Annotated in this window: 17 protein-coding genes and 2 pseudogenes; 3 read left to right on the forward strand and 16 right to left on the reverse strand. The window is 65.3% G+C overall.

Features of this window, described 5'->3' with window-relative positions:
• Window positions 1-11 precede the first annotated feature (11 nt).
• The 9 genes from OP498_RS14290 to OP498_RS14330 form a co-directional block, all read right to left on the reverse strand.
• A complete protein-coding gene (locus tag OP498_RS14290) occupies window positions 12-872 on the reverse strand; it encodes a branched-chain amino acid ABC transporter permease (RefSeq protein WP_280554017.1) in 861 nt (286 codons plus the stop codon).
• Between the two features lie 65 nt (window positions 873-937).
• Window positions 938-2,110 carry an ABC transporter substrate-binding protein gene (locus OP498_RS14295; protein WP_280554019.1) on the reverse strand — a complete coding sequence of 391 codons (1,173 nt, stop codon included), beginning with the start codon at window positions 2,108-2,110 and terminating at the stop codon, window positions 938-940.
• An 85-nt stretch (window positions 2,111-2,195) separates the two neighbouring features.
• Window positions 2,196-2,684 (reverse strand): benzoate 1,2-dioxygenase small subunit, encoded by a 489-nt coding sequence (gene benB, locus OP498_RS14300; RefSeq protein WP_280554021.1) that lies wholly within the window; start codon window positions 2,682-2,684, stop codon window positions 2,196-2,198.
• 31 nt (window positions 2,685-2,715) lie between these two features.
• The gene (locus OP498_RS14305; protein ID WP_280554022.1) at window positions 2,716-4,095 is read right to left on the reverse strand and encodes a Rieske 2Fe-2S domain-containing protein; all 1,380 of its coding nucleotides are present in this window, start codon (window positions 4,093-4,095) and stop codon (window positions 2,716-2,718) included.
• Window positions 4,096-4,183: 88 nt separating this feature from the next.
• Window positions 4,184-5,158: a catechol 1,2-dioxygenase gene (catA, locus tag OP498_RS14310; RefSeq protein ID WP_280554024.1), complete on the reverse strand. Its 975-nt coding sequence runs from the start codon at window positions 5,156-5,158 to the stop codon at window positions 4,184-4,186.
• Between the two features lie 691 nt (window positions 5,159-5,849).
• Complete coding sequence (gene benD, locus OP498_RS14315) at window positions 5,850-6,650, reverse strand: benzoate diol dehydrogenase BenD (RefSeq protein WP_280548782.1); 801 nt, start codon at window positions 6,648-6,650, stop codon at window positions 5,850-5,852.
• A complete protein-coding gene (gene benC, locus OP498_RS14320) occupies window positions 6,647-7,690 on the reverse strand; it encodes a benzoate 1,2-dioxygenase electron transfer component BenC (RefSeq protein ID WP_280548785.1) in 1,044 nt (347 codons plus the stop codon). Before benC ends, benD begins: the two co-directional genes overlap by 4 nt.
• 194 nt (window positions 7,691-7,884) lie before the next feature.
• Window positions 7,885-8,175: a muconolactone Delta-isomerase gene (gene catC / locus OP498_RS14325; RefSeq protein WP_280554025.1), complete on the reverse strand. Its 291-nt coding sequence runs from the start codon at window positions 8,173-8,175 to the stop codon at window positions 7,885-7,887.
• A 13-nt stretch (window positions 8,176-8,188) separates the two neighbouring features.
• Window positions 8,189-9,310: a muconate/chloromuconate family cycloisomerase gene (locus OP498_RS14330; protein ID WP_280554026.1), complete on the reverse strand. Its 1,122-nt coding sequence runs from the start codon at window positions 9,308-9,310 to the stop codon at window positions 8,189-8,191.
• 105 nt (window positions 9,311-9,415) lie between these two features.
• On the opposite strand from OP498_RS14330, the gene OP498_RS14335 reads away from it, so the two are divergent.
• Window positions 9,416-10,318 carry a LysR family transcriptional regulator gene (locus OP498_RS14335; protein ID WP_280554027.1) on the forward strand — a complete coding sequence of 301 codons (903 nt, stop codon included), beginning with the start codon at window positions 9,416-9,418 and terminating at the stop codon, window positions 10,316-10,318.
• A gap of 2 nt (window positions 10,319-10,320) precedes the next feature.
• On the opposite strand, the gene pobA is transcribed toward OP498_RS14335, so the two are convergent.
• A complete protein-coding gene (gene pobA / locus OP498_RS14340; protein ID WP_280554029.1) occupies window positions 10,321-11,505 on the reverse strand; it encodes a 4-hydroxybenzoate 3-monooxygenase in 1,185 nt (394 codons plus the stop codon).
• A gap of 155 nt (window positions 11,506-11,660) precedes the next feature.
• Here pobA and OP498_RS14345 point away from each other — a divergent pair, with 155 nt between their 5' ends.
• Entirely contained in the window at window positions 11,661-12,563 is a 903-nt protein-coding gene (locus OP498_RS14345) for a helix-turn-helix domain-containing protein (RefSeq protein WP_280554031.1), read from the forward strand.
• Between the two features lie 66 nt (window positions 12,564-12,629).
• On the opposite strand, the gene OP498_RS14350 is transcribed toward OP498_RS14345, so the two are convergent.
• From OP498_RS14350 to OP498_RS14365, 4 genes are all read right to left on the reverse strand, one after another.
• Window positions 12,630-13,073, reverse strand: coding sequence for a hypothetical protein (locus OP498_RS14350; protein WP_280554033.1), 444 nt, complete (start codon window positions 13,071-13,073; stop codon window positions 12,630-12,632).
• 176 nt (window positions 13,074-13,249) lie between these two features.
• Entirely contained in the window at window positions 13,250-14,539 is a 1,290-nt protein-coding gene (locus OP498_RS14355) for a TRAP transporter large permease (protein ID WP_280554039.1), read from the reverse strand.
• A gap of 1 nt (window position 14,540) precedes the next feature.
• Window positions 14,541-15,068: a TRAP transporter small permease subunit gene (locus OP498_RS14360; RefSeq protein WP_280554034.1), complete on the reverse strand. Its 528-nt coding sequence runs from the start codon at window positions 15,066-15,068 to the stop codon at window positions 14,541-14,543.
• Between the two features lie 6 nt (window positions 15,069-15,074).
• Window positions 15,075-16,103, reverse strand: a complete 1,029-nt coding sequence (locus tag OP498_RS14365; RefSeq protein ID WP_280554036.1) for a TRAP transporter substrate-binding protein — start codon at window positions 16,101-16,103, stop codon at window positions 15,075-15,077.
• A gap of 238 nt (window positions 16,104-16,341) precedes the next feature.
• On the opposite strand from OP498_RS14365, the pseudogene OP498_RS14370 reads away from it, so the two are divergent.
• Window positions 16,342-17,211 (forward strand): annotated as a pseudogene (locus OP498_RS14370) (IS256 family transposase); the annotation flags it as partial.
• 167 nt (window positions 17,212-17,378) lie between these two features.
• Here the strand turns inward: OP498_RS14370 and OP498_RS14375 are convergent.
• Both OP498_RS14375 and OP498_RS14380 read right to left on the reverse strand, forming a co-directional pair.
• A pseudogene (locus tag OP498_RS14375) lies at window positions 17,379-17,648 on the reverse strand (IS3 family transposase); the annotation flags it as partial.
• 15 nt (window positions 17,649-17,663) lie between these two features.
• Window positions 17,664-18,087 (reverse strand): transposase (locus OP498_RS14380; protein WP_280554037.1); only part of this gene is annotated, 424 nt, incomplete at its 5' end.

Genomic DNA, 18,087 nt, shown 5'->3' on the forward strand with positions numbered 1-18,087 from the left:
TCTCATCCTCCTCAAGCGAACAGGCCGCGGGGCTTGACCAGCAGCACGGCGGCCATGATCAGGTAGATCACCATGCTGGCAATGCTCGGAATCAGCACCGAGCCGAAGGTCTCGGCCATGCCGATCAGGATGGCGCCCCAGAAGGCCCCCTTGATCGAGCCGATCCCGCCGATGACCACCACCACGAAACAGGTGATCAGGATGCTGTCGCCCATGCCCGGGGTGATGGAGGTCAGCGGGGCGGCGATCATGCCGGCGAAGGCGGTCAGCGCCACGCCGACGCTGAAGATCAAGGTGAAGAGGGTGCGCACGTTGATGCCCAGGCCTTCCACCATGTCACGGTTCACGGCACCCGCGCGGATGATGATGCCCAGCCGGGTATGGCGGATCACCCAGTAGATGACGCCCGCCAGTGCCAGGCAGACGCCCATCACGAACAGCCGGTAGACCGAGTACTGCAGGTTGTCGGTCAGCTGCAGGCTGGCGTCGAAGGGTGCCGGGATCGCCACGCTGTGGACGTCGCCACCCCAGATGATGCGTTGCGCCTCGTTGATCACCAGGATCAGGCCGAAGGTCAGCAGCACCTGGTAGAGGTGATCGCGCTTGTAGAGCGTATCCAGGAACAGCCGCTCGATGATCAGCCCCAGGGCGATGGCGATGGGAATGGCCACGGCAATCGCCAGCCAGAAGTTGCCCAGCCGCACGGTCAGGTCGTAGACCAGGTAGGCCCCGATCATGTACATGGCCCCGTGGGCCAGGTTGATGATGCCCATGATGCCGAAGATCAGGGTCAGGCCGCTGGCGATCAGGAACAGCAGCAGTCCGTACTGCAGCCCGTTGAGGAGCTGCACACCAAAGAATGCGAGATCCATGACGATCTCCTCCGCGATGGAAGGGGCGAGCCTGGCTCGCCCCGGGAAGTCAGACGTTCACCGGTTCAGATCTGGCAGGCGTCGTCCGGTACTTCGAGTTGCTCGGCGGCGATGCCGACCACCTCGTGCTTGCCATCGCGGATCTCGCGCAGGTAGACGTTCTGGATCGGGTGGTGGGAATCGGAGAAGCTCATCAGGCCCCGCGGGCTCTCGAGCTCCACCTCGGCCAGGGCCTCGACCAGCGCGTCCCGGTCCTCGGTGTTGCCGCCGACCGCGTCGAGCGCCTGGACCAGCATGGCGCCGGTGTCATAGCCCTGCACCGAGTAGGTGTCCGGGGTCACCTCAAAGGCGTCCTCGTAGGCCGACACGAAGGCGCGGTTCGCCTCGCTGTCCAGGGTCTCGGCATAGTGCATGGTGGTCAGCACACCCTCGCCGGCACCGTCCATGGCCGCGATGTTGCCCTCGGTAAGGAAGCCCGAGCCCATCAGCGGGATGCTCTCCTTGAGGCCGGCGGCGGCATAATCGCGCACGAAGCTGACCCCGCCGCCGCCGGCGAAGAAGGTGTAGACGGCGTCCGGGGCGATGCTGGCGATCTGGGTGAGGTAGCTCTGGAACTCGGTGCTCGGGAAGGGCACCAGGATCTCCTCGACGATCTCGCCGCCCTCCGCCTCGAAGGCCTCCTTGAAGCCGGCCACGTCCTCCTTGCCCCCGGCGTAGTCCCAGGTGATGGTCACGACCTCGCGGTGTCCCCGGTCATAGGCGACCTTGCCCATCGGGAAGCTGTTCTGCCACATGCTGAACGAGGTGCGGAAGACGTTGGGCATGCACAACTGGTTGGTGGCGGCCTCCAGACCGGCATTGGGGATGATGGTGATGGCGCCGGACTGCTTGGCCACCCGCAGCATGCCCATGGCCACGCCGGAGTGGACCGGGCCGATGACGAAGTCGACGCCATCGCCCTTGACCAGGCGGCTCATGTTCTGGGGCGCCTTGGAGGGATTGGCCTCGGAATCGAGCTGCACGTACTCGACGTCGCGGCCGCCGAGCTGGCCGCCGTTCTGCTCGATGGCGAGCTTGAGGCCGTTGGTGATGGCCTCGCCCAGCGCCGTGTAGGTGCCGGAGTAGGGCAGCATCAGGCCCAGTTTCACCGGATGGCTGTCGGCCATGGCGGCGGAGGCAGACATGAGGGTAACGGTGCCCAGCACGGTGGCAAGGGCGGTCTTCTTGACGTTTTTCATGGTGTGATTCCCAGGGGTCGGTTGTTGTTGGAGCGCGGTGCTCTGTTGGGGACGTCCCTGTCCCGCTCATGCTTGGGCGTCGTCGTCAGACGTAGTAGACGTCGATGACCTGGTGGATGTAGTCGTTGTTGAGTTGCACGACTTTTCTGGTGATCAGCGGCGTTTCCCCCGATACGTCCAGGGTGTAGAAGGCGCTGCCGAAGTAGCTGTCGGTCGTCTTGTAGCGATGGCTCAGGGTGTGCCAGTTGAAGCGCACCTCCACCGTGTCGCCCTCTTCCTTCAGTACCTCGAGGTTGGTGATCTGATGGGTGGTGCGCGGCTCCGGTGTGCTCGCCCCGCTGCGCTCGGTCTTGATCCGGTAGACCCGGTCCTCGAGCCCTTCGCGGTTCGGGTAGTAGATCAGCGAGATCTCGCTCTGCGGGTCCCGGGTCAGCTGGTCGTCGTCGTCCCAGGCCGGCATCCAGAACTCGGCGTCCTGGCGGTAGCACGCCAGCCAGTCGTCCCACTGGCGGTCGTCGAGCAGGCGCGCCTCGCGGTACAGGAAGGCCTGGATGTCGTGGTAGCTGATGCTCATGTCTGTTCTCCCCTTCTCGGTTCGGGCGCGCTTACGCACTCTCGGTCGAACGCTCGGTGGCGATAAACTGGCTGCGTTCCTTGTCGATGGCGCGCAGCATCTCCTCGACCCAGTGCTGGTGGTGCAGCACATAGAGACCCTCGTCTTCCGGGGAGGCCCCGCTGAGCAGCGGCTTCATGTCGATCGCCTGGGCGTTCTCGTCGGCCCCCTCGACCCACTGCCTGGCGCCGCGCGAGAGGTCGTTCCACTCGGCCAGCGCGCCGTTGTAGCCGTCCTGGCAGGCGCGGAATTCCTCCAGGTCGTCCGGCGTGCCCATGCCCGAGACGTTGAAGAAGTCCTCGTACTGGCGGATGCGCACCCGGCGGTTCTCCGCGGACTCGCCCCTGGGCGCGAAGCAGTAGATGGTGACCTCGGTCTTGTCCACGGACAGCGGGCGCAGCACGCGGATCTGCGTGGAGAACTGGTCCATCAGGTAGACGTTGGGGTAGAGGCAGAGGTTGCGGGTCTGGTTGACGATGGAGTCGGCCCGCGCCGCGCCCAGTTCGGCCTCGATCTCGTCCTTGCGGGTATAGACCGGGCGCACCTCGGGGTTGAGCAGCCGGGTCCACAGCATCATGTGGCCGTTCTCGTAGGAGTAGAAGCCGCCCTGGCTCTTCGACCAGCCGTCGGCGTCCACCGCCTTGGTGCCGCCGGCGTCGTAGTTGCGACGCTCCATGGTCGAGGCGTAGTTCCAGTGCACCGAGCTCACGTGGTAGCCGTCGGCGCCGTTCTCGGCCTGCAGCTTCCAGTTGCCGTTGTAGGTGTACGACGAGGTACCGCGCAGGATCTCCAGGCCTTCCGGCGCCTGGTCGACGATGTTGTCGATGACCTTGGTGGTCTCGCCCAGGTACTCCTCCAGCGGCGGGACGTCATCGCTCAGGCTGCCGAACAAGAAGCCCTTGTAGTTGGCGAAGCGCGGCAGGCGCTTGAGGTCGTGGGAGCCCTCCTGCTTGAAGCCCTCCGGGTAGGCGCCGTTCTTCTCGTTCTTGGCCTTGAGCAGCTTGCCGTCGTTCTTGAAGGTCCAGCCGTGGAAGGGGCAGGTGAAGGTGCCCTTGTTGCCCTGCTTGCGGCGGCACAGGGTGGCGCCACGGTGGGCGCAGGCGTTGATCAGGCCGTGCAGCTCGCCGGCCTTGTCGCGGGTGATGACCACCGGCTGGCGGCCCATGGTCACGGTGAAGTAGTCGCCCGGCTCGCTGATCTGGCTCTCGTGGGCCAGGAACAGCCAGTTGCCCTCGAAGATGTGCTTCATCTCCAGGTCGAAGAAATCCGGGTCGGTGAACATGCTGCGGTGGCAGCGGAAGATGCCGTTGTCGGCGTCGTCGACGACGGCGCCGCGGACGCGTTCCTCGAGTTGGTCAAGCTGGGTGGTCATGATCCATCTCCTCGATTGTTATGCGGGGGAGGATCCGCCCCCGGGGCGGACCGTCCGTTGATCAGGGGGTTAAGGGGCGAGGGCTCGCTCAGACCTTGGCGGTGCCGGCCAGCTGGCTGTGGCGGTCCTGCTCGTCTTCCTTGGCCCGCGGACGGGCATGGCGAGTCTGCAGCTCGGCCTTGTCGGTCCTGGAGAGCTCGACGTCGAACACCACCTCGGAGAAGGGACCGTCCATCTCGCGCTGGGCGATCTCGTCCTGCTCCTCGATGCGCTTGGCCGGCACCACCAGCTCCTCGCGGGTCGCGAAGGCGAAGTCGTCGTAGGTGTAGGGGTCGCCGGCCAGGTTGATCTGGGTGGTCAGGTGCTGGTGACCCGGTGCGGAGACGAAGTAGTGGATGTGCGCCGGACGTTCGCCGTGGCGGCCCAGGGACTTGAGCACCACGTCGGTGGGGGCGCCTTCCGGCACGCCGTAGCCAGACGGGATGATGCTGCGCGCGGTGTAGCGGCCTTCGCTGTCGGTGTAGATGGTGCGGCGCAGGTTGTACTCGCTCTGGGTCTGGTCGAAGAAGGAGTAGCCGCCCTTGGAGTTGGCATGCCAGATCTCGACCTTGGCGCCGGCGATCGGGGTGCCGTCGACATCACGCACCTGGCCGGTCAGCCACATGGCCTCGCCGTCCTGATCCTGGCCGTCGTCCATGCGCGCGAAGCCCTCGGCTTCCGGGGCGCCGGCCACGTAGAGCGGGCCCTCGATGGTGCGCGGGGTGCCGCCGGTACGCTGGGCCTCGGCGTCGATGGCGTCCTGACGCATGTCGAGGAAGTGGTCAAAGCCCAGGCCCGGGGAGAGCAGGCCGAACTGGGTCTGGCTGCCCAGGGCGTTGAGCAGATTGACGGCGGACCAGTACTCCTCCTCGGTGACATCGAAGTCGTCGATCAGTTTGAACAGGTCGGAGATCAGGCGATGGACGATCTGCTTGGCGCGCTCGTTGCCGCCCTCCTGGTCGAAGCCGGCGATGGTGTTCAGGAAGTCCTGGACCTCGGGAGTATCGAAAATTTTGACAGTCATAGTCACGCTCTCATCGTTGTCGTTATGCCCTGCGGTGTGTCATCAGGGATGCAAGGCAAGTGGTCGAAACCTCCGGATGCCTGACAGATCACATCTCGACGGAGGCGTTCTTGTTGTGGTGAATGGATTCTGGCCAGACGGCGCGATCGTCACCAATATCGTTTGGGTTCCCCTCTATACCCAAGGGGTATCGCCAAGGCAGCCTACACACCCTCCTTCCCTCCCCGGCATGGAGGAGACAACCATCTTAAAATCAATACTTTGCAAGGCATCCTCCGCCATACCCCGCAAGAGCCAGGCATTCCGACAGCGGTATGTCGACCGACCGGACCGAGGCTGGGCCACTCCGGATGGCCCCTGCCGCGGCCGGTGCGGCTTTCTGAACGTCGACTCCCCCCTCCAGGGGACGAAGATTGAGACAAAAGGATAAGAAGCCGGCACGGCGGGACCGGGAAGCGGCCGGACAAAAAAACCCGCGCTGCCGAAGCAGCCACGGGCCAAGGAGGAAACAGCCATGCAGGCACGCCGACGCCCGGGCGCCGGCGCTATCGATCAGCCGGCACTCTTCGCCGGGAAGCGCTTGCGCAGGGCCTCACGCTCCTGGGAGACGTCGAAGTCCCGGAACTCTACCAGCATCGAGATCAGCGCCCCCAGGATCAGTGCCAGCGGCAGCCCGTAGGCCAGGAAGGCGTCAGCCCTGGTCGCCGCCGCCCACCGGCAGCACGCTGCCGGTGATGTAGCTCGCCTCGTCGGAGGCCAGGAACAGGATCGGTGCGGCCATCTCGTCCAGGGTGCCGTAGCGCTTCATCAGGCAGCTCTGCTTGGTCTGGTCAATATGCGCCTGGAACCAGGCTCGCTCCGTCTCGTTGCGGGGCTCCGGGGTGCCGCGGGAGATCTTGCGCGGCGGCGCCTCGGTCCCGCCGATGCCGGCGGCCGCCACGCGGATGCCGTGCTCGGCGACTTCGAAGGCCAGGGACTCGGTCAGTGCATTGATGCCCCCCTTGGCCGCCGAGTAGGGGATCCGGTGGATGCCCCGGGTCGCCACCGAGGAGACGTTGACGATCACGCCACCGCCCTGCGCCACCAGGGTCGGCAGCACCGCCCGGCAGCACCACAGCGTCGGCATCAGCGAGCGGTTGACCTCGGCGGCGATCTCGGTAGCGGTGAACTCGGTGAACGGCTTGAAGTTGATGGCGCCGCCCACGTTGTTGATCAGGATGTCGATCCGACCGAAGTGCTCCACCGTACGAGCCATCACCTCCTCGGCCCCCTCCCAGGTCTCGAGGTCGGCCTGCAGGGCGATGGCGTCCACACCCTGCTCGGCAAGCCCCGCCACCACCTCATGGACGAGGTCGGCACGATCCACCAGGGCCAGGCGGGCGCCCTCGGCGGCGGCCCGCTCGGCGAGGCGCTGCCCGATGCCTTGGGCCGCGCCGGTGATCACCATCACCCGCCCCTGGAAACGTGAGCCGTCGAAGCGTTGTAGACTCATGACGCCTCTCCCGGTGCCTGGTTGGGGGTGAACTTCTCGTAGTGGAAGCTCTGCGGCACGATGCCTTCCTTGTCGAAGTACTTGAGCACGGCATCGACCATCGGAGGCGGCCCGCACAGATAGACGTCGATGTCGCCGTCGTGCATCACCTCGGCGTCCATATGGTGCGTCACGTAACCCTTGCGCGGATGCTCGCTAGCCTCGTCCACCACCACGGTGGAGTAGCTGAAGGTCGGCAGCTCCGCGGCGAAATGCTCCAGGGCGTCGACCTTGACCAGGTGGTCGTCCTTGTTGACGCCGTAGATCAGGTGGATCGGCTGCTCGGATGTCGTCCCTTCCGCCCGCTTCTGGACCAGCAATTCGAGCATGGAAAGGAAGGGGGCGAGGCCCGTGCCACCGGCCAGCATCAGCACCGGACGGCTGATCTCGCGCAGGTAGAAGCTGCCCATCGGCCCGGTCAGGGCCAGCCGGTCACCGACCTTGGCGCGCTCGGTCAGATAGCCGCTCATCACCCCATTGGGGATATTGCGGATCAGGAAGGTGGCGCGCTGCTCGCCGGGCTTCGAGCTGAAGGAGTAGGAGCGGTGCTGCTCGCTGCCCGGCACATCGATGTGGATGTACTGCCCCGGCAGGAAGGCCAACGCGGCCTCATCGTCCAGGTCCACGCCCAGCTCGATGCTGTCCTCGGAGAGTTGCTCGACCACGGCCAGGGTGCCCTCGAGCTTGCCAACCTGGGTCTTGCACAGGGTGGAAGCCACCGGGATCTGGATGACGCAGTCCGACGACGGCACCATCTGGCAGGTCAGTACCTGGCCCTCGGCGGCCTCCTCGTCGGACAGGGCGTCCTCCAGGTACTCGTCGCCCATGTCGAACTGGCCCTGTTCACAGTGCCCCTTGCAGGTACCGCAGACACCGTCGGAACAGTCCATCGGCAGGTTGACCTTCTGCCGGTAGGCGGCATCGAGGACCGTCTCCCCTTCCTTGCAGCCGATGAAACGGCTAACGCCGTCCTCGAAGTTGAGTGCAATGGTATAGCTCATGGTCGAATCTCCTCCTGCACCGGTTCAAACGTGATAGACGTCGATGACCTGGTGGCTGTAGTCGTTGTTCAGCACCACCTTGTATCGGTGATCAGCGGCGTTTCCCCGACACGTCCAGGTGTAAGGGCGACGGCACGCTCAAACCTTGGCGGTGCCGGCCAGTTGACTGTGTCGGCCCTGCTTTCATCCGTGACTCAGGCGTCGTCATCGCGGATGGAGGACGGGTGGCGACACAGCGGCTTGACGCTGATCTCCATGTAGGGGAAGAGCGGCAGGTTGCTGACCAGCTCCTGCAGCTCGGCGTTGTCCTCGACGTCGAAGATGCTGACGTTCGAGTAGCTGCCGGCCACGCGCCACAGGTGGCGCCACTTGCCGGCGCGCTGCAGCTCCTGGGAGTAGGCCTTCTCGGTCGCCTTGATCTCGGCGGCCTGCTCGGCCGGCATGGACGGCGGCAGCTTGACGGTCATTTCCACCTGAAACAGCATATCGATCTCCTTCTCAGTTCTTGCGCGAATAGTGCGCAAGCTTGTCTTCGTCCAGGGTGATGCCGAGCCCCGCCCCCTGGGGGAGGTCGACACCGAACTCGTGGTAGCTGAGCGGCTCGGCGACGATGTCGTCCTTGAGCAGCAGCGGGCCGAACATCTCGGTGCCCCAGGCCATCTCGGGAAGCGTTGCCCAGGCGTGCAGGGACGCGGCGGTGCCGATGGAGCCCTCGAGCAGGGTGCCGCCGTAGAGACCGATGCCGGCGGCCTGGGCCACATGGGCCAGCTCCAGCACCCCCTGGATGCCGCCGGACTTGGCGATCTTCAGGGCGAAGGCGCCGCTGAAACCGCCCGACACCAGGTCGATAGCGTCGCGGGCATCCTGCACCGCCTCGTCGGCCAGCATCGGCACGTTGAAGCGGTTGGCCAGGCGGATCAGGCCGGCATGCTCGCGGGCGGGAATGGCCTGCTCGACCAGCTCGATGCCGGCGTCCTGCAACGCCTGGATGCCGCGCACCGCGGTGGACTCGTCCCAGGCCTGGTTGACGTCGACCCGCACGCTTGCCCGGTCACCCAGGGCCTCCTTGATGGCGGCCACGTGGCGCACGTCCTGGTCCACCGGGTTGGCGCCGATCTTCAGCTTGAAGTCGCAGTGGCGACGCTGCTCGAGGCGCAGCAGGGCCTCGTCGATGTCCTTTCGGGTATCGCCGCTGGCCAGGGTCCAGAGCACCGGCAGGTGCGTCTGACGGGCGCCGCCCAACAGATCGGCCACGGAGAGGCCCAGGCGCTTGCCCTGGGCGTCGAGCAGCGCGGTCTCCAGCGCCGACTTGGCGATGGCGTTGCCGCGGGCATGACGATTCAGCCGGGCACGCAATGCATGGACGTTGCCCGAGGGCTGGCCGACCAGCAGCGGCGCCAGGTAGGTGTCGATGTTGGTCTTGATGCTTTCGGGACTCTCGGGGCCATAGGCCAGCCCGCCGATGGTGGTGCCCTCGCCGAGGCCCTCGATGCCATCGCTGTGGCGCATCCGCACGATGACCATGGTCTGGCAGGCCATGGTGGTCATGGAGAGCTTGTGCGGGCGGATGGTCGGCAAGTCGACCAGCAGCGTCTCGATGCTTTCGATCACGGATGACATGGGAGGCTCCGAAGTCCGGGGATCTGGTGATTGCATGGCAGTTTGATTGCAGCGTGGAGACCGAACCAATATTGTTTGGGTGCCCTGCCATACCCAGGAGGTATCATGGAACTGCGCCATCTCAGGTACTTCTGCGTGGTTGCCGAGGAGCTGAACCTGACCTGCGCCGCCGAGCGTCTGCACATGTCACAGCCGCCTTTGTCCAGGCAGATCAAACAGTTGGAGAAGGAAGTCGGGGCCGAGCTGTTCGAGCGGGGATCCCGTGGTCTGCGCCTGACTCCCACCGGGCAGTTCTTCCGGCAGCACGCCATCCAGATACTGGAGAAGGTGGACGCCACCCTGGAGGCCACACGACGCATGGCCCGCAGCAAGCGCGTGATGTTCGGCATCGGCTTCGTGCCGTCGGTGTTCTATGGCCAGCTGCCGCTGTTGGTCCGCGACTTACGACAAAAGGATAATGTCGAGCTGAGCCTGGCGGAGCTGACCACGGTGCAGCAGATCCAGGCGTTGAAGGCGGGTCGCATCGATATGGGCTTCGGTCGTCTCAGGATAGACGACCCGGACGTGGAGCAGGAGGTGTTGTTCGACGAACCCATGCTGGCCGCCCTGCCGGCGGGCCACCCGCTGGAAGGCACCACCCCGACCCTCGAGCAGCTGTCCCACTACCCGCTGATCCTGTTTCCTGCCAAACCACGCCCCAGCATGGCCGACATGGTGCTCGGGCTCTTCCGCCGCCAGGGGCTGAAGGTGGAGGTGGCCCAGGAAGCCAACGAGTTGCAGACGGCCCTTGGCCTTGTGCACTCCGAGATGGGTATCAGCCTGGTGCCCGAGCAGGTCAAGCGCGTGCAGCGTGACGGCATCGTCTACGTCTACCTCGCCGACAAGAGCATCACCACGCCCGTCAACTGCAGCCGCCGCCGCGGGGACCCCCCCTCCCCCGTGATGCAGGAGGCCAACGCCATCCTCGAGGTGCTGGTGGAGAACCGCCGCAGCGGGCGCTATCCCTGAGGCTATTCGAGGGACTCGTAGGCCAGGCCCACGTAGTTCTCGGCGATGGTGGTCAGCCCCGCCTCGGAGCTGGTCACGTAGTCCAGCTCGGCCTGCTGCATGCGGGTATTGAAGTCCTCCTCCTCGGAGAACTTGTGCAGCATGGAGGTCATCCACCAGGAGAAGCGCTCGGCCATCCAGATGCGCTTGAGGCAGGTCTCGGAGTAGTGGGGGATCAGGTCGGTACGCCCCTCCTGGTAGACGCTCATCATCAGCCGGTAGAGGGTGTTGACGTCGCTGGCCGCCAGGTTGAGGCCTTTGGCGCCGGTGGGCGGCACGATATGGGCGGCATCGCCGACCAGGAAGAGCCGGCCGAACTGCATGGGCTCGACCACGAAGCTGCGCAGCGGCGCGATGCTCTTCTCGATGGAGGGACCGGTCACCAGTTTCTCGGCCACGTCGTCGGGGATACGCCGCTTGAGCTCCTCCCAGAAGCGTTCGTCGGACCAGTCCTCGACCTTTTCGTCCAGCCCCACCTGAATGTAGTAGCGGCTGCGGGTCGAAGAACGCATGCTGCACAGGGCGAAGCCACGCTCGTGGCGGGCATAGATCAGTTCCTCGGCGACCGGCGGGGTGTCGGAGAGCAGGCCCAGCCAGCCGAAGGGATAGACCTTCTCGAACGCCTTGATGCGCCCCTCGGGGATCGACTGGCGCGACACGCCATGGTAGCCGTCGCAGCCGGCCACGTAGTCGCAGTCCAGGCGGTGCGTCTCGCCGTCTTTCGCGAAGGTGACATAGGGATGGTCGGTCTCGAGGTCATGGGGCTGGGCATCGTCCACCTCGTAGAGGGTGGTGCCGCCGACGGCCTCGCGGGCCTCCATCAAGTCCCGGGTGACCTCGGTCTGACCGTAGACCATCACCGTCTTGCCGCCGGTGAGCCCGGCCAGGTCGACGCGCACGCGGCGTTTATCCAGGGCCAGCTCGACGCCGTCGTGGACTTCGCCCTCCTCGTCCATGCGCTTGTCGACACCCGCCTCGCGCAGCAGGTCGACCATGCCCTGCTCCAGCACGCCGGCACGGATGCGGCTCAGCACGTACTCGCCGGACTTGCGCTCGAGGATGACATTGTCGATGCCCTGGCGGCTGAGCAGCTGACCGAGCAGCAGGCCCGAGGGGCCGGCGCCGATGATCGCGACCTGTGTCTTCATGGGGATACCTCTGCGTTGTTGTGTTTCATCAATCAATCGATGAGTTGCATTTTTCACTGAAACACGACGCCAAGTAAGGCAAGATTGGCAGCATTCCTTGGATATTTCCAAGATATGGCATCGACGTTCGTCTAGATTGCACAACCGGAGGCAAGATGGCCCCGTCACCTGCCACGGATGTTCCCGTCTTCACGCTCTATGGCGAGACCCGACACTGGCCGACGCCCGACCTGCTGCACTGCGAGTCGATTCCCGACCGCAGCCGCCTGCACGACTGGCGCATCCGCCCGCATCGCCACGCCGACCTGGTGCACCTGCTGCATGTCTCGGCGGGGGACGTGGCGCTCGAGCTGGAGGGCAGCACGCAACAGCTGCAAGGGCCACTGGTGATCGTGGTCCCGGCCATGAGCATCCATGGCTTCCGCTTCTCACCGGATATCCGCGGCCATATCATCACCCTGGCCCGGCCGCTGGTCGAACAGCTCGATGACCGACTGGCGCAGCAGGCCGCCACCCTGACCCGCGCCGCGGCCCATCCCCTGGGCGAGGCGCGGGAGGCGGCCCGCCTCGCCACCCTGGTGGCGCAGATCGATAACGAATACCGGCACCCGGAGACCGGCCGCAACCACCTGCTGGAGGCCCTGATCCAGGCCCTGACCGTGGAGCTCGCCCGTCTCGCCGATCGCGATCCGCAGCCCGGCAGCCGACCGCAACCCCGCCGCCGGGACCGCGCCCGGGCGCACCTGCAGAACTACCTGGCGCTGATCGAGGGACAGTTCCGCCAGCAGCCCGGCATCGAGAAATTCGCCGGCCAACTGGGCATGACCAGCGCCCATCTCAACATGCTGTGCCGACGCCTGGCCGGACGCAGTGCCCTGCAACTGCTGCACGAGCGGATCCTGCTGGAGGCCAAGCGCCAGCTCACCTACACCAACATGACCATCAGCCAGGTCGCCGACAGCCTGGGCTTCTCGGAACCCGCTTACTTCACCCGCTTCTTCAAGCGACTCACCGGCCTCTCGCCCCGGGACTTCCGCCGGCGCCAGACGGAGGCTTAGTGCCGATACAACAGCGCCCCCGGATGCCTGGGCTTCCGGGGGCGCTGTTCACTCCGCAGGGTTTACTCAGCCAGCCGCTGCCAGAGACTTGTGTTCGAAGGCCTCGGCGTTGGGGCAGAAGCCACGGCACGTCTCCCAGCGCTCACCGCCGCGCATTGCTTTCCAGCAGCGGCCGACCACGGGACAGCGATTACAGACCGTCTGCAGCTCGCCGAAGTGCACCGCCTCCTCGGGGCCGAAGTCGTCTCGGTCGAGATCGAAGCGCGCCATCATCTCGGGCATCAGGGTCTCGGCGGGAATCAGCTCACGCTCCCCGCCGCGGTTGAGGGTCCGCGCCACTTCGCGCTCGAAGGCGGGCGCCATCGGGGTATCGAGGTCACGCACCATCTCCCGATAGACGACGGACGCCTCATGGCGGATACCCTGTACCACCCGGGGCATGCTGGCCGCGAAGAGGCGCTCCTCGAGTCGTGCCAGCCAGCCCTGGCGTAAGGTCTGCTTGTCATTCATGTCACACCTCCGAGGTGGTCGTGCCGGCATGGCCGGACGCCATGCGGTTTTCACTACTCGAAAGATGGTCCTGTCGTGGCTGGCTGTCAATTGAGGATTTGGCGAGCGCTCATAACTCATGGGTTATAGAGCGCCCCCGGCATTGCGCCGGGGGCGTTGTCGTCGGCCCTCGTGGCTCAGAGCAGGAACATCGTGGAGAGCACCGGGAAGGCGATCAGCAGCGCCAGGCGTAGGAAGTCCGAGACGATGAACGGCGCCACGCCCTTGAAGATCTCGCCCAGCCCCACGTGGGGGGCCATGGCCTTGATCACGAAGACGTTCATGCCCACCGGCGGGGTGATCAGCCCCAGCTCCACGGTCAGCACGGTGATGATGCCGAACCACACCGGGTCGATGCCCAGCGACTGGATAATCGGGAACACCACCGGCACCGTGATCACCAGCATGGCGATCGCGTCCATGAACATCCCCAGCACGAAGTAGAGCAGCAGGATGCACAGCACCACCACGATCGGCGCCAGGTCCATGCCGTAGAGGACGTCGGTGATCGAGAAAGAGATCCGCGACACCGAGATGAAGTAACCCAGGGTCTCGGCCCCCACCAGCATGAAGAACACCACCGCGGAGAGCGCCAGGGTCTCCTGCACGCTGCGCCACAATTCGCGGCCACGCATGCCCTTGACCAGGGCATAGAGCAGGGTGGCGAAGGCACCCACGCTGGCCCCCTCGGTAGGCGTGAAGGCGCCGAAGTAGATCCCCAGGATCATCACCAGGAAGACCGCGAAGAACGGCACCAGCCCGCCGAGCGAGGCCAGCTTCTGCAGCCATGAGGTCGGCTCGCCGGCCACCGCCAGCGAGGGCTTGAGGCGCATCACCACGGTGACGGTGAGCGCGTACATCAAAAGCCCCATCAGCCCCGGCACCAGGCCGGCCATGAACATGTCGCCCACCGACTGCTCGGTGAGGATAGCGTAGATCAGCAGCGCGATACTGGGCGGAATCATGATGCCCAGGGTGCCGCCGGCCGCCAGCGCGCCGGTGGCCAGGCCGCGGTTATACCCGTAGCGCTCCATCTCCGGCAGCGCGACCCGTGTCATGGTGCTGGCAGTGGCCAGCGACGAGCCGGAGATCGCCGAGAATATCCCACAGGAGCCCACTGCGGCGATGGCGAGCCCCCCTTTCCAGCCGCCGCAGATGGTACGCGCCGACTGAAATAACTTGCCGGCCATGCCGGAATGCGCCGCCAGCACGCCCATCAGGATGAACATCGGCACGGCACTGAAGCTGTAGTTGGAGAGCACCTCCACCGGCACGGTCTTGAGCTGGGCGATAGCCGCACTCCAGCTAATCACCTGGGCAAAGCCCACCACGCCGACGATCAGCATGGTCAGCGCCACCGGCACCCGCAGCACCATCAATAACAGCAGCAGGGCCAGCCCGATGGCCCCGATCATCTCACTCGACAGATCAATCCCCACTGGAGACCTCCCCCTCGGCGCCGAAGACGGCACTCAGCACGGCATGGACCAGGCTGCGCAGCCCCAGCAGCAGGCTGAGCAGGGCGGCCGCATAATAGATGGGCCCCATGGGGAGCCGCAGGTCCTGAGTCACCTCACCATGCCGGGCCGCCGAGGCGGCGGAATCCACCAGGCCGAGGAAGAGAATCAGGCCGAGTGCCGTGAACCCCAGCAGGTAGACGCCATGCAGGCGGTTCTTGAGGGTGGGAGACAGGCCATGCGAGAAGGCCTCCACCACCACCTGGCTCCTCTCCACGTTGGCCGCCATGGCCGCCAGCAGGGAGAACAGCATCAGGTAGCTGACCAGTTCCACGCTGCCGGAGACGCGCAGGGCGATGGCCCCCTCGGTGAGCCGCGACAGGTAGCGGGTGCTGACATCGGCGATGGTCACCGCCAGCAGCCCCACCAGGGCGATGCCGGCGACGAGCTTGCACAAGAGGGCCAGCCACTGACTGGCCCGTTCCAGGGTGGACTGCATCCCCCCTTACTCCTGGCCGGTGGCGCAGGACTCGCTGGCGGCGAGCGCCGCCTCGTAGACCTCACGCCCCGGCAGACCGCGCTCCTCGAGCCGTGTCAGGTAGCTCTCGATGCCGTCCTGGAGCGGCTTCTGCCAGTCCGGATGCTCGAGGGGGTTGTCGATCTCGCGGATGGTGTGGCCGGCGTCCTTGGCCTCCTGCTTGCCTTCCACATCGAGGCGATCGAAGACGACGCCGGCGTTCTCGGCCCACCGCATGCCGGAGTTGGCGTCGATCACCGCCTGCTGCTCGGGGCTCAGGTTGTCGTAGGCGCGCTGGTTCATGGTGGCCACGAAGATCAGGGTGTAGAACGGCACCTCAGTGTGGTAGCTGACCAGCTCGTTGATCCGGAACCCCTTCAGCCCCTCCCAGGGAAAGCTCAGGCCATCGATGACGCCACGCTGCATGGCGGTGTAGATGTCCGGCGCCGGCATGCCCACGGGGCTCGCCCCCATGTTCTCGAGCATTTCACCCGCCACCGCGGTGGGGCGACGGATGCGCAATCCCTCGAGGTCGGATGGCACCTGGACGTCGGTATCGATGGTGTGGATGCCACCCGGCCCGGTGGTAAACATGAACAGCGGCCGGGTGTCGGCGTACTCCTCGTCCAGGCGGCCCTCGTCATAGAGGGTCTGCAGCACGCAGGCACCCTGGGTCGCGGTGGTCGCCACCCCGGGCAACTCGACGACCTGCGACAGCGGGAAGCGCCCGGCAGTATAGCCCTGGGCGGTGGCACTGATGTCGGCGATGCCGTTCGCCGCCGCCTCGTAGAGGGAGTCGGGCTTGGCCAGGGTCCCGGAAGGGAACATCTCGACCCTGAGCTCACCGCCGGACTCCTCCTCGATGGTGGCCGCCCATGCCTTGAATATCTCCTGGTTGATGCCCGAGGCGCCCGGCCAGAAGTGCGCCATGCGCAGGGTGGTGGCCGACTGGGCGGAAGCGGCGCCCAGGCCGGCGATGGACGCGGCCAGCAGGCAGGCGGTGAACTGGGTCTTCATGGTCATCCTCCGGGTATCGTTATCGTGTTCGCGCATCCGTTCGCAGAGTGAACATCAGTTCGTATCACTGACTCGAAGGTAAACCACCCTTCTCTATGGCGAAAAGCGACTTTGGTCTTAACCAGATGCCAGCCCCGTCGAGTTAAGCTCAAGTCTTGTGTATGGAGGGAAGTAGAGAGGGTGGCGTATCCTGTTGATTGATCACGCCAGATCACAACCAACACAGGATGGATACGCCATGACCGATTCTACCCTCCAAGCCGTGACGCAGCCAGACGCCGGTGCCATCGACCCACTGCACGAACTGCTGCGCAACGGAGCCCGAGACCTGATCGCCAAGGCCGTGGAGGCGGAGTTGAGCACGTTCCTGGAACAATACGCCGACAAGACGCTGGAAGACGGCCGTCGCGCCGTGGTGCGCAATGGCTACCTGCCCGAGCGCACGGTGCAGACCGGCATCGGCGACGTCGAGGTCAAGGTCCCCCGGATCCGTGACCGCAGTGGCGAGGGGGCCACCTTTAGCAGCGCACTGCTGCCGCCCTACCTGAAGCGGGCCCGCAGCATCGAGGAGCTGATCCCCTGGCTCTACCTGAAGGGAGTCTCCACCGGCGACTACCAGGAGGCACTGGCGGCGCTTCTGGGCGACCATGCTAAGGGGCTGTCGGCCAACACCGTGTCCCGCCTCAAGAAGCAGTGGGAGGACGAGCATGCTGACTGGCAGAAGCGCGACTTGGCAGACCAGCGCTACGTCTACTGGTGGGCCGACGGCGTGTACAGCAACGTCCGCATGGATGATCGACTGTGCTTGCTGGTGATCATCGGTGTCACTGAGCAGGGCCGCAAGGAGCTGGTCGCCGTCGAGGATGGGCGACGCGAGTCGGAAGCCAGCTGGAACGAGCTGCTCACGGGGCTGCGCGAGCGAGGGCTGACCACCGCCCCCAAGCTTGCGGTCGGCGACGGCGCCATGGGGTTCTGGGCCGCGCTGGGCAAGGTCTACCCCGAGACCGGCCACCAACGCTGCTGGGTCCATTATGCCGACCTCCGGATTATGCCAATGTTGCGTGGCTCAGCCTTGCCTGGGGCGGAGATCGTGCTCGTAAGGTCGGCATAATCCAAGCGATTCTTCTCCTTCCTAACAACCGTGGAAGGAGAAACCTCGATGTCCAACCCATCACGGGTCCGCATGACCGGGCCACTCACACCCTATGCCGAGGGCTTCGCTGCCGAGTTGGCCCGACAGGGCTATGATCTTACCCAGCAATTGTGGACACCGATCTAAGCTATCATTCGGGCCTCGAAGGCCTCTGGGCTGATCATCCCAATCGCACTGTGCCGGCGCTGCCTGTTGTAGTCCAGCTCGATGAACTCGAACACCTGTCGCCGCATGGCTTCCCTGGTTTCGAATCGCTCACCATGAATCGCCTCGACCTTGAGGCTATGGAAGAAGCTCTCGGCACAGGCGTTGTCGTAGCAGTTGCCCTTGGCGCTCATGCTGCAACGCAGCTCGTGCCGGGTCAGCAGGGACTGGTACAGCGTCGAACAATACGGTTCTTCGTCGCTTCACGTGGATTTGGCCTGATCGAACAGGCGGCCTACCGGGCTGCCAATCAGGTAGATCATGGCGATGAAGTTGGCCTCGTTCCGGTAACCGCGTGCGCGTGACCGAGCCGCCTGGAACAGGCCGTTCATCCCTTCCAGTCGTGCGTTCGTCAGCCCCGAGATCCAACGCCTGACCACCGCGTCGGCATGCCGCTCCAGCGTCGCCAGAGCCTTGCCCATCGGCTTCAACAGTGGCTTCTCGGCAACTGCCGCTTTCATGACTTTGAGATAGTTCGTGATGCGCCACCGGGCCGCTCGTGGCGTCGGAGCCTTCTGGATCCAGCGCAGCTTCTCCTTGATCACCCAGGCGTCGGACGTGGCGCTCTGGTCGGCCACCAGCTCCTGGAGCGCCGCCAGCTGCTTGGGCGTCAGGTTCTCGTTGTCC

This window comes from Halomonas sp. 25-S5 (assembly GCF_029889845.1).
Lineage (GTDB): Bacteria > Pseudomonadota > Gammaproteobacteria > Pseudomonadales > Halomonadaceae > Halomonas.

What these genes read in the sequence shown, in the direction of transcription:
- OP498_RS14290 (WP_280554017.1), bottom strand. Translation starts at nt 872, where the DNA reads ATGGATCTCGCATTCTTTGGTGTGCAGCTCCTCAACGGGCTGCAGTAC.
- OP498_RS14295 (WP_280554019.1), bottom strand. Translation starts at nt 2,110, where the DNA reads ATGAAAAACGTCAAGAAGACCGCCCTTGCCACCGTGCTGGGCACCGTT.
- benB (WP_280554021.1), bottom strand. Translation starts at nt 2,684, where the DNA reads ATGAGCATCAGCTACCACGACATCCAGGCCTTCCTGTACCGCGAGGCG.
- OP498_RS14305 (WP_280554022.1), bottom strand. Translation starts at nt 4,095, where the DNA reads ATGACCACCCAGCTTGACCAACTCGAGGAACGCGTCCGCGGCGCCGTC.
- catA (WP_280554024.1), bottom strand. Translation starts at nt 5,158, where the DNA reads ATGACTGTCAAAATTTTCGATACTCCCGAGGTCCAGGACTTCCTGAAC.
- benD (WP_280548782.1), bottom strand. Translation starts at nt 6,650, where the DNA reads ATGAGTCTACAACGCTTCGACGGCTCACGTTTCCAGGGGCGGGTGATG.
- benC (WP_280548785.1), bottom strand. Translation starts at nt 7,690, where the DNA reads ATGAGCTATACCATTGCACTCAACTTCGAGGACGGCGTTAGCCGTTTC.
- catC (WP_280554025.1), bottom strand. Translation starts at nt 8,175, where the DNA reads ATGCTGTTTCAGGTGGAAATGACCGTCAAGCTGCCGCCGTCCATGCCG.
- OP498_RS14330 (WP_280554026.1), bottom strand. Translation starts at nt 9,310, where the DNA reads ATGTCATCCGTGATCGAAAGCATCGAGACGCTGCTGGTCGACTTGCCG.
- OP498_RS14335 (WP_280554027.1), top strand. Translation starts at nt 9,416, where the DNA reads ATGGAACTGCGCCATCTCAGGTACTTCTGCGTGGTTGCCGAGGAGCTG.
- pobA (WP_280554029.1), bottom strand. Translation starts at nt 11,505, where the DNA reads ATGAAGACACAGGTCGCGATCATCGGCGCCGGCCCCTCGGGCCTGCTG.
- OP498_RS14345 (WP_280554031.1), top strand. Translation starts at nt 11,661, where the DNA reads ATGGCCCCGTCACCTGCCACGGATGTTCCCGTCTTCACGCTCTATGGC.
- OP498_RS14350 (WP_280554033.1), bottom strand. Translation starts at nt 13,073, where the DNA reads ATGAATGACAAGCAGACCTTACGCCAGGGCTGGCTGGCACGACTCGAG.
- OP498_RS14360 (WP_280554034.1), bottom strand. Translation starts at nt 15,068, where the DNA reads ATGCAGTCCACCCTGGAACGGGCCAGTCAGTGGCTGGCCCTCTTGTGC.
- OP498_RS14365 (WP_280554036.1), bottom strand. Translation starts at nt 16,103, where the DNA reads ATGAAGACCCAGTTCACCGCCTGCCTGCTGGCCGCGTCCATCGCCGGC.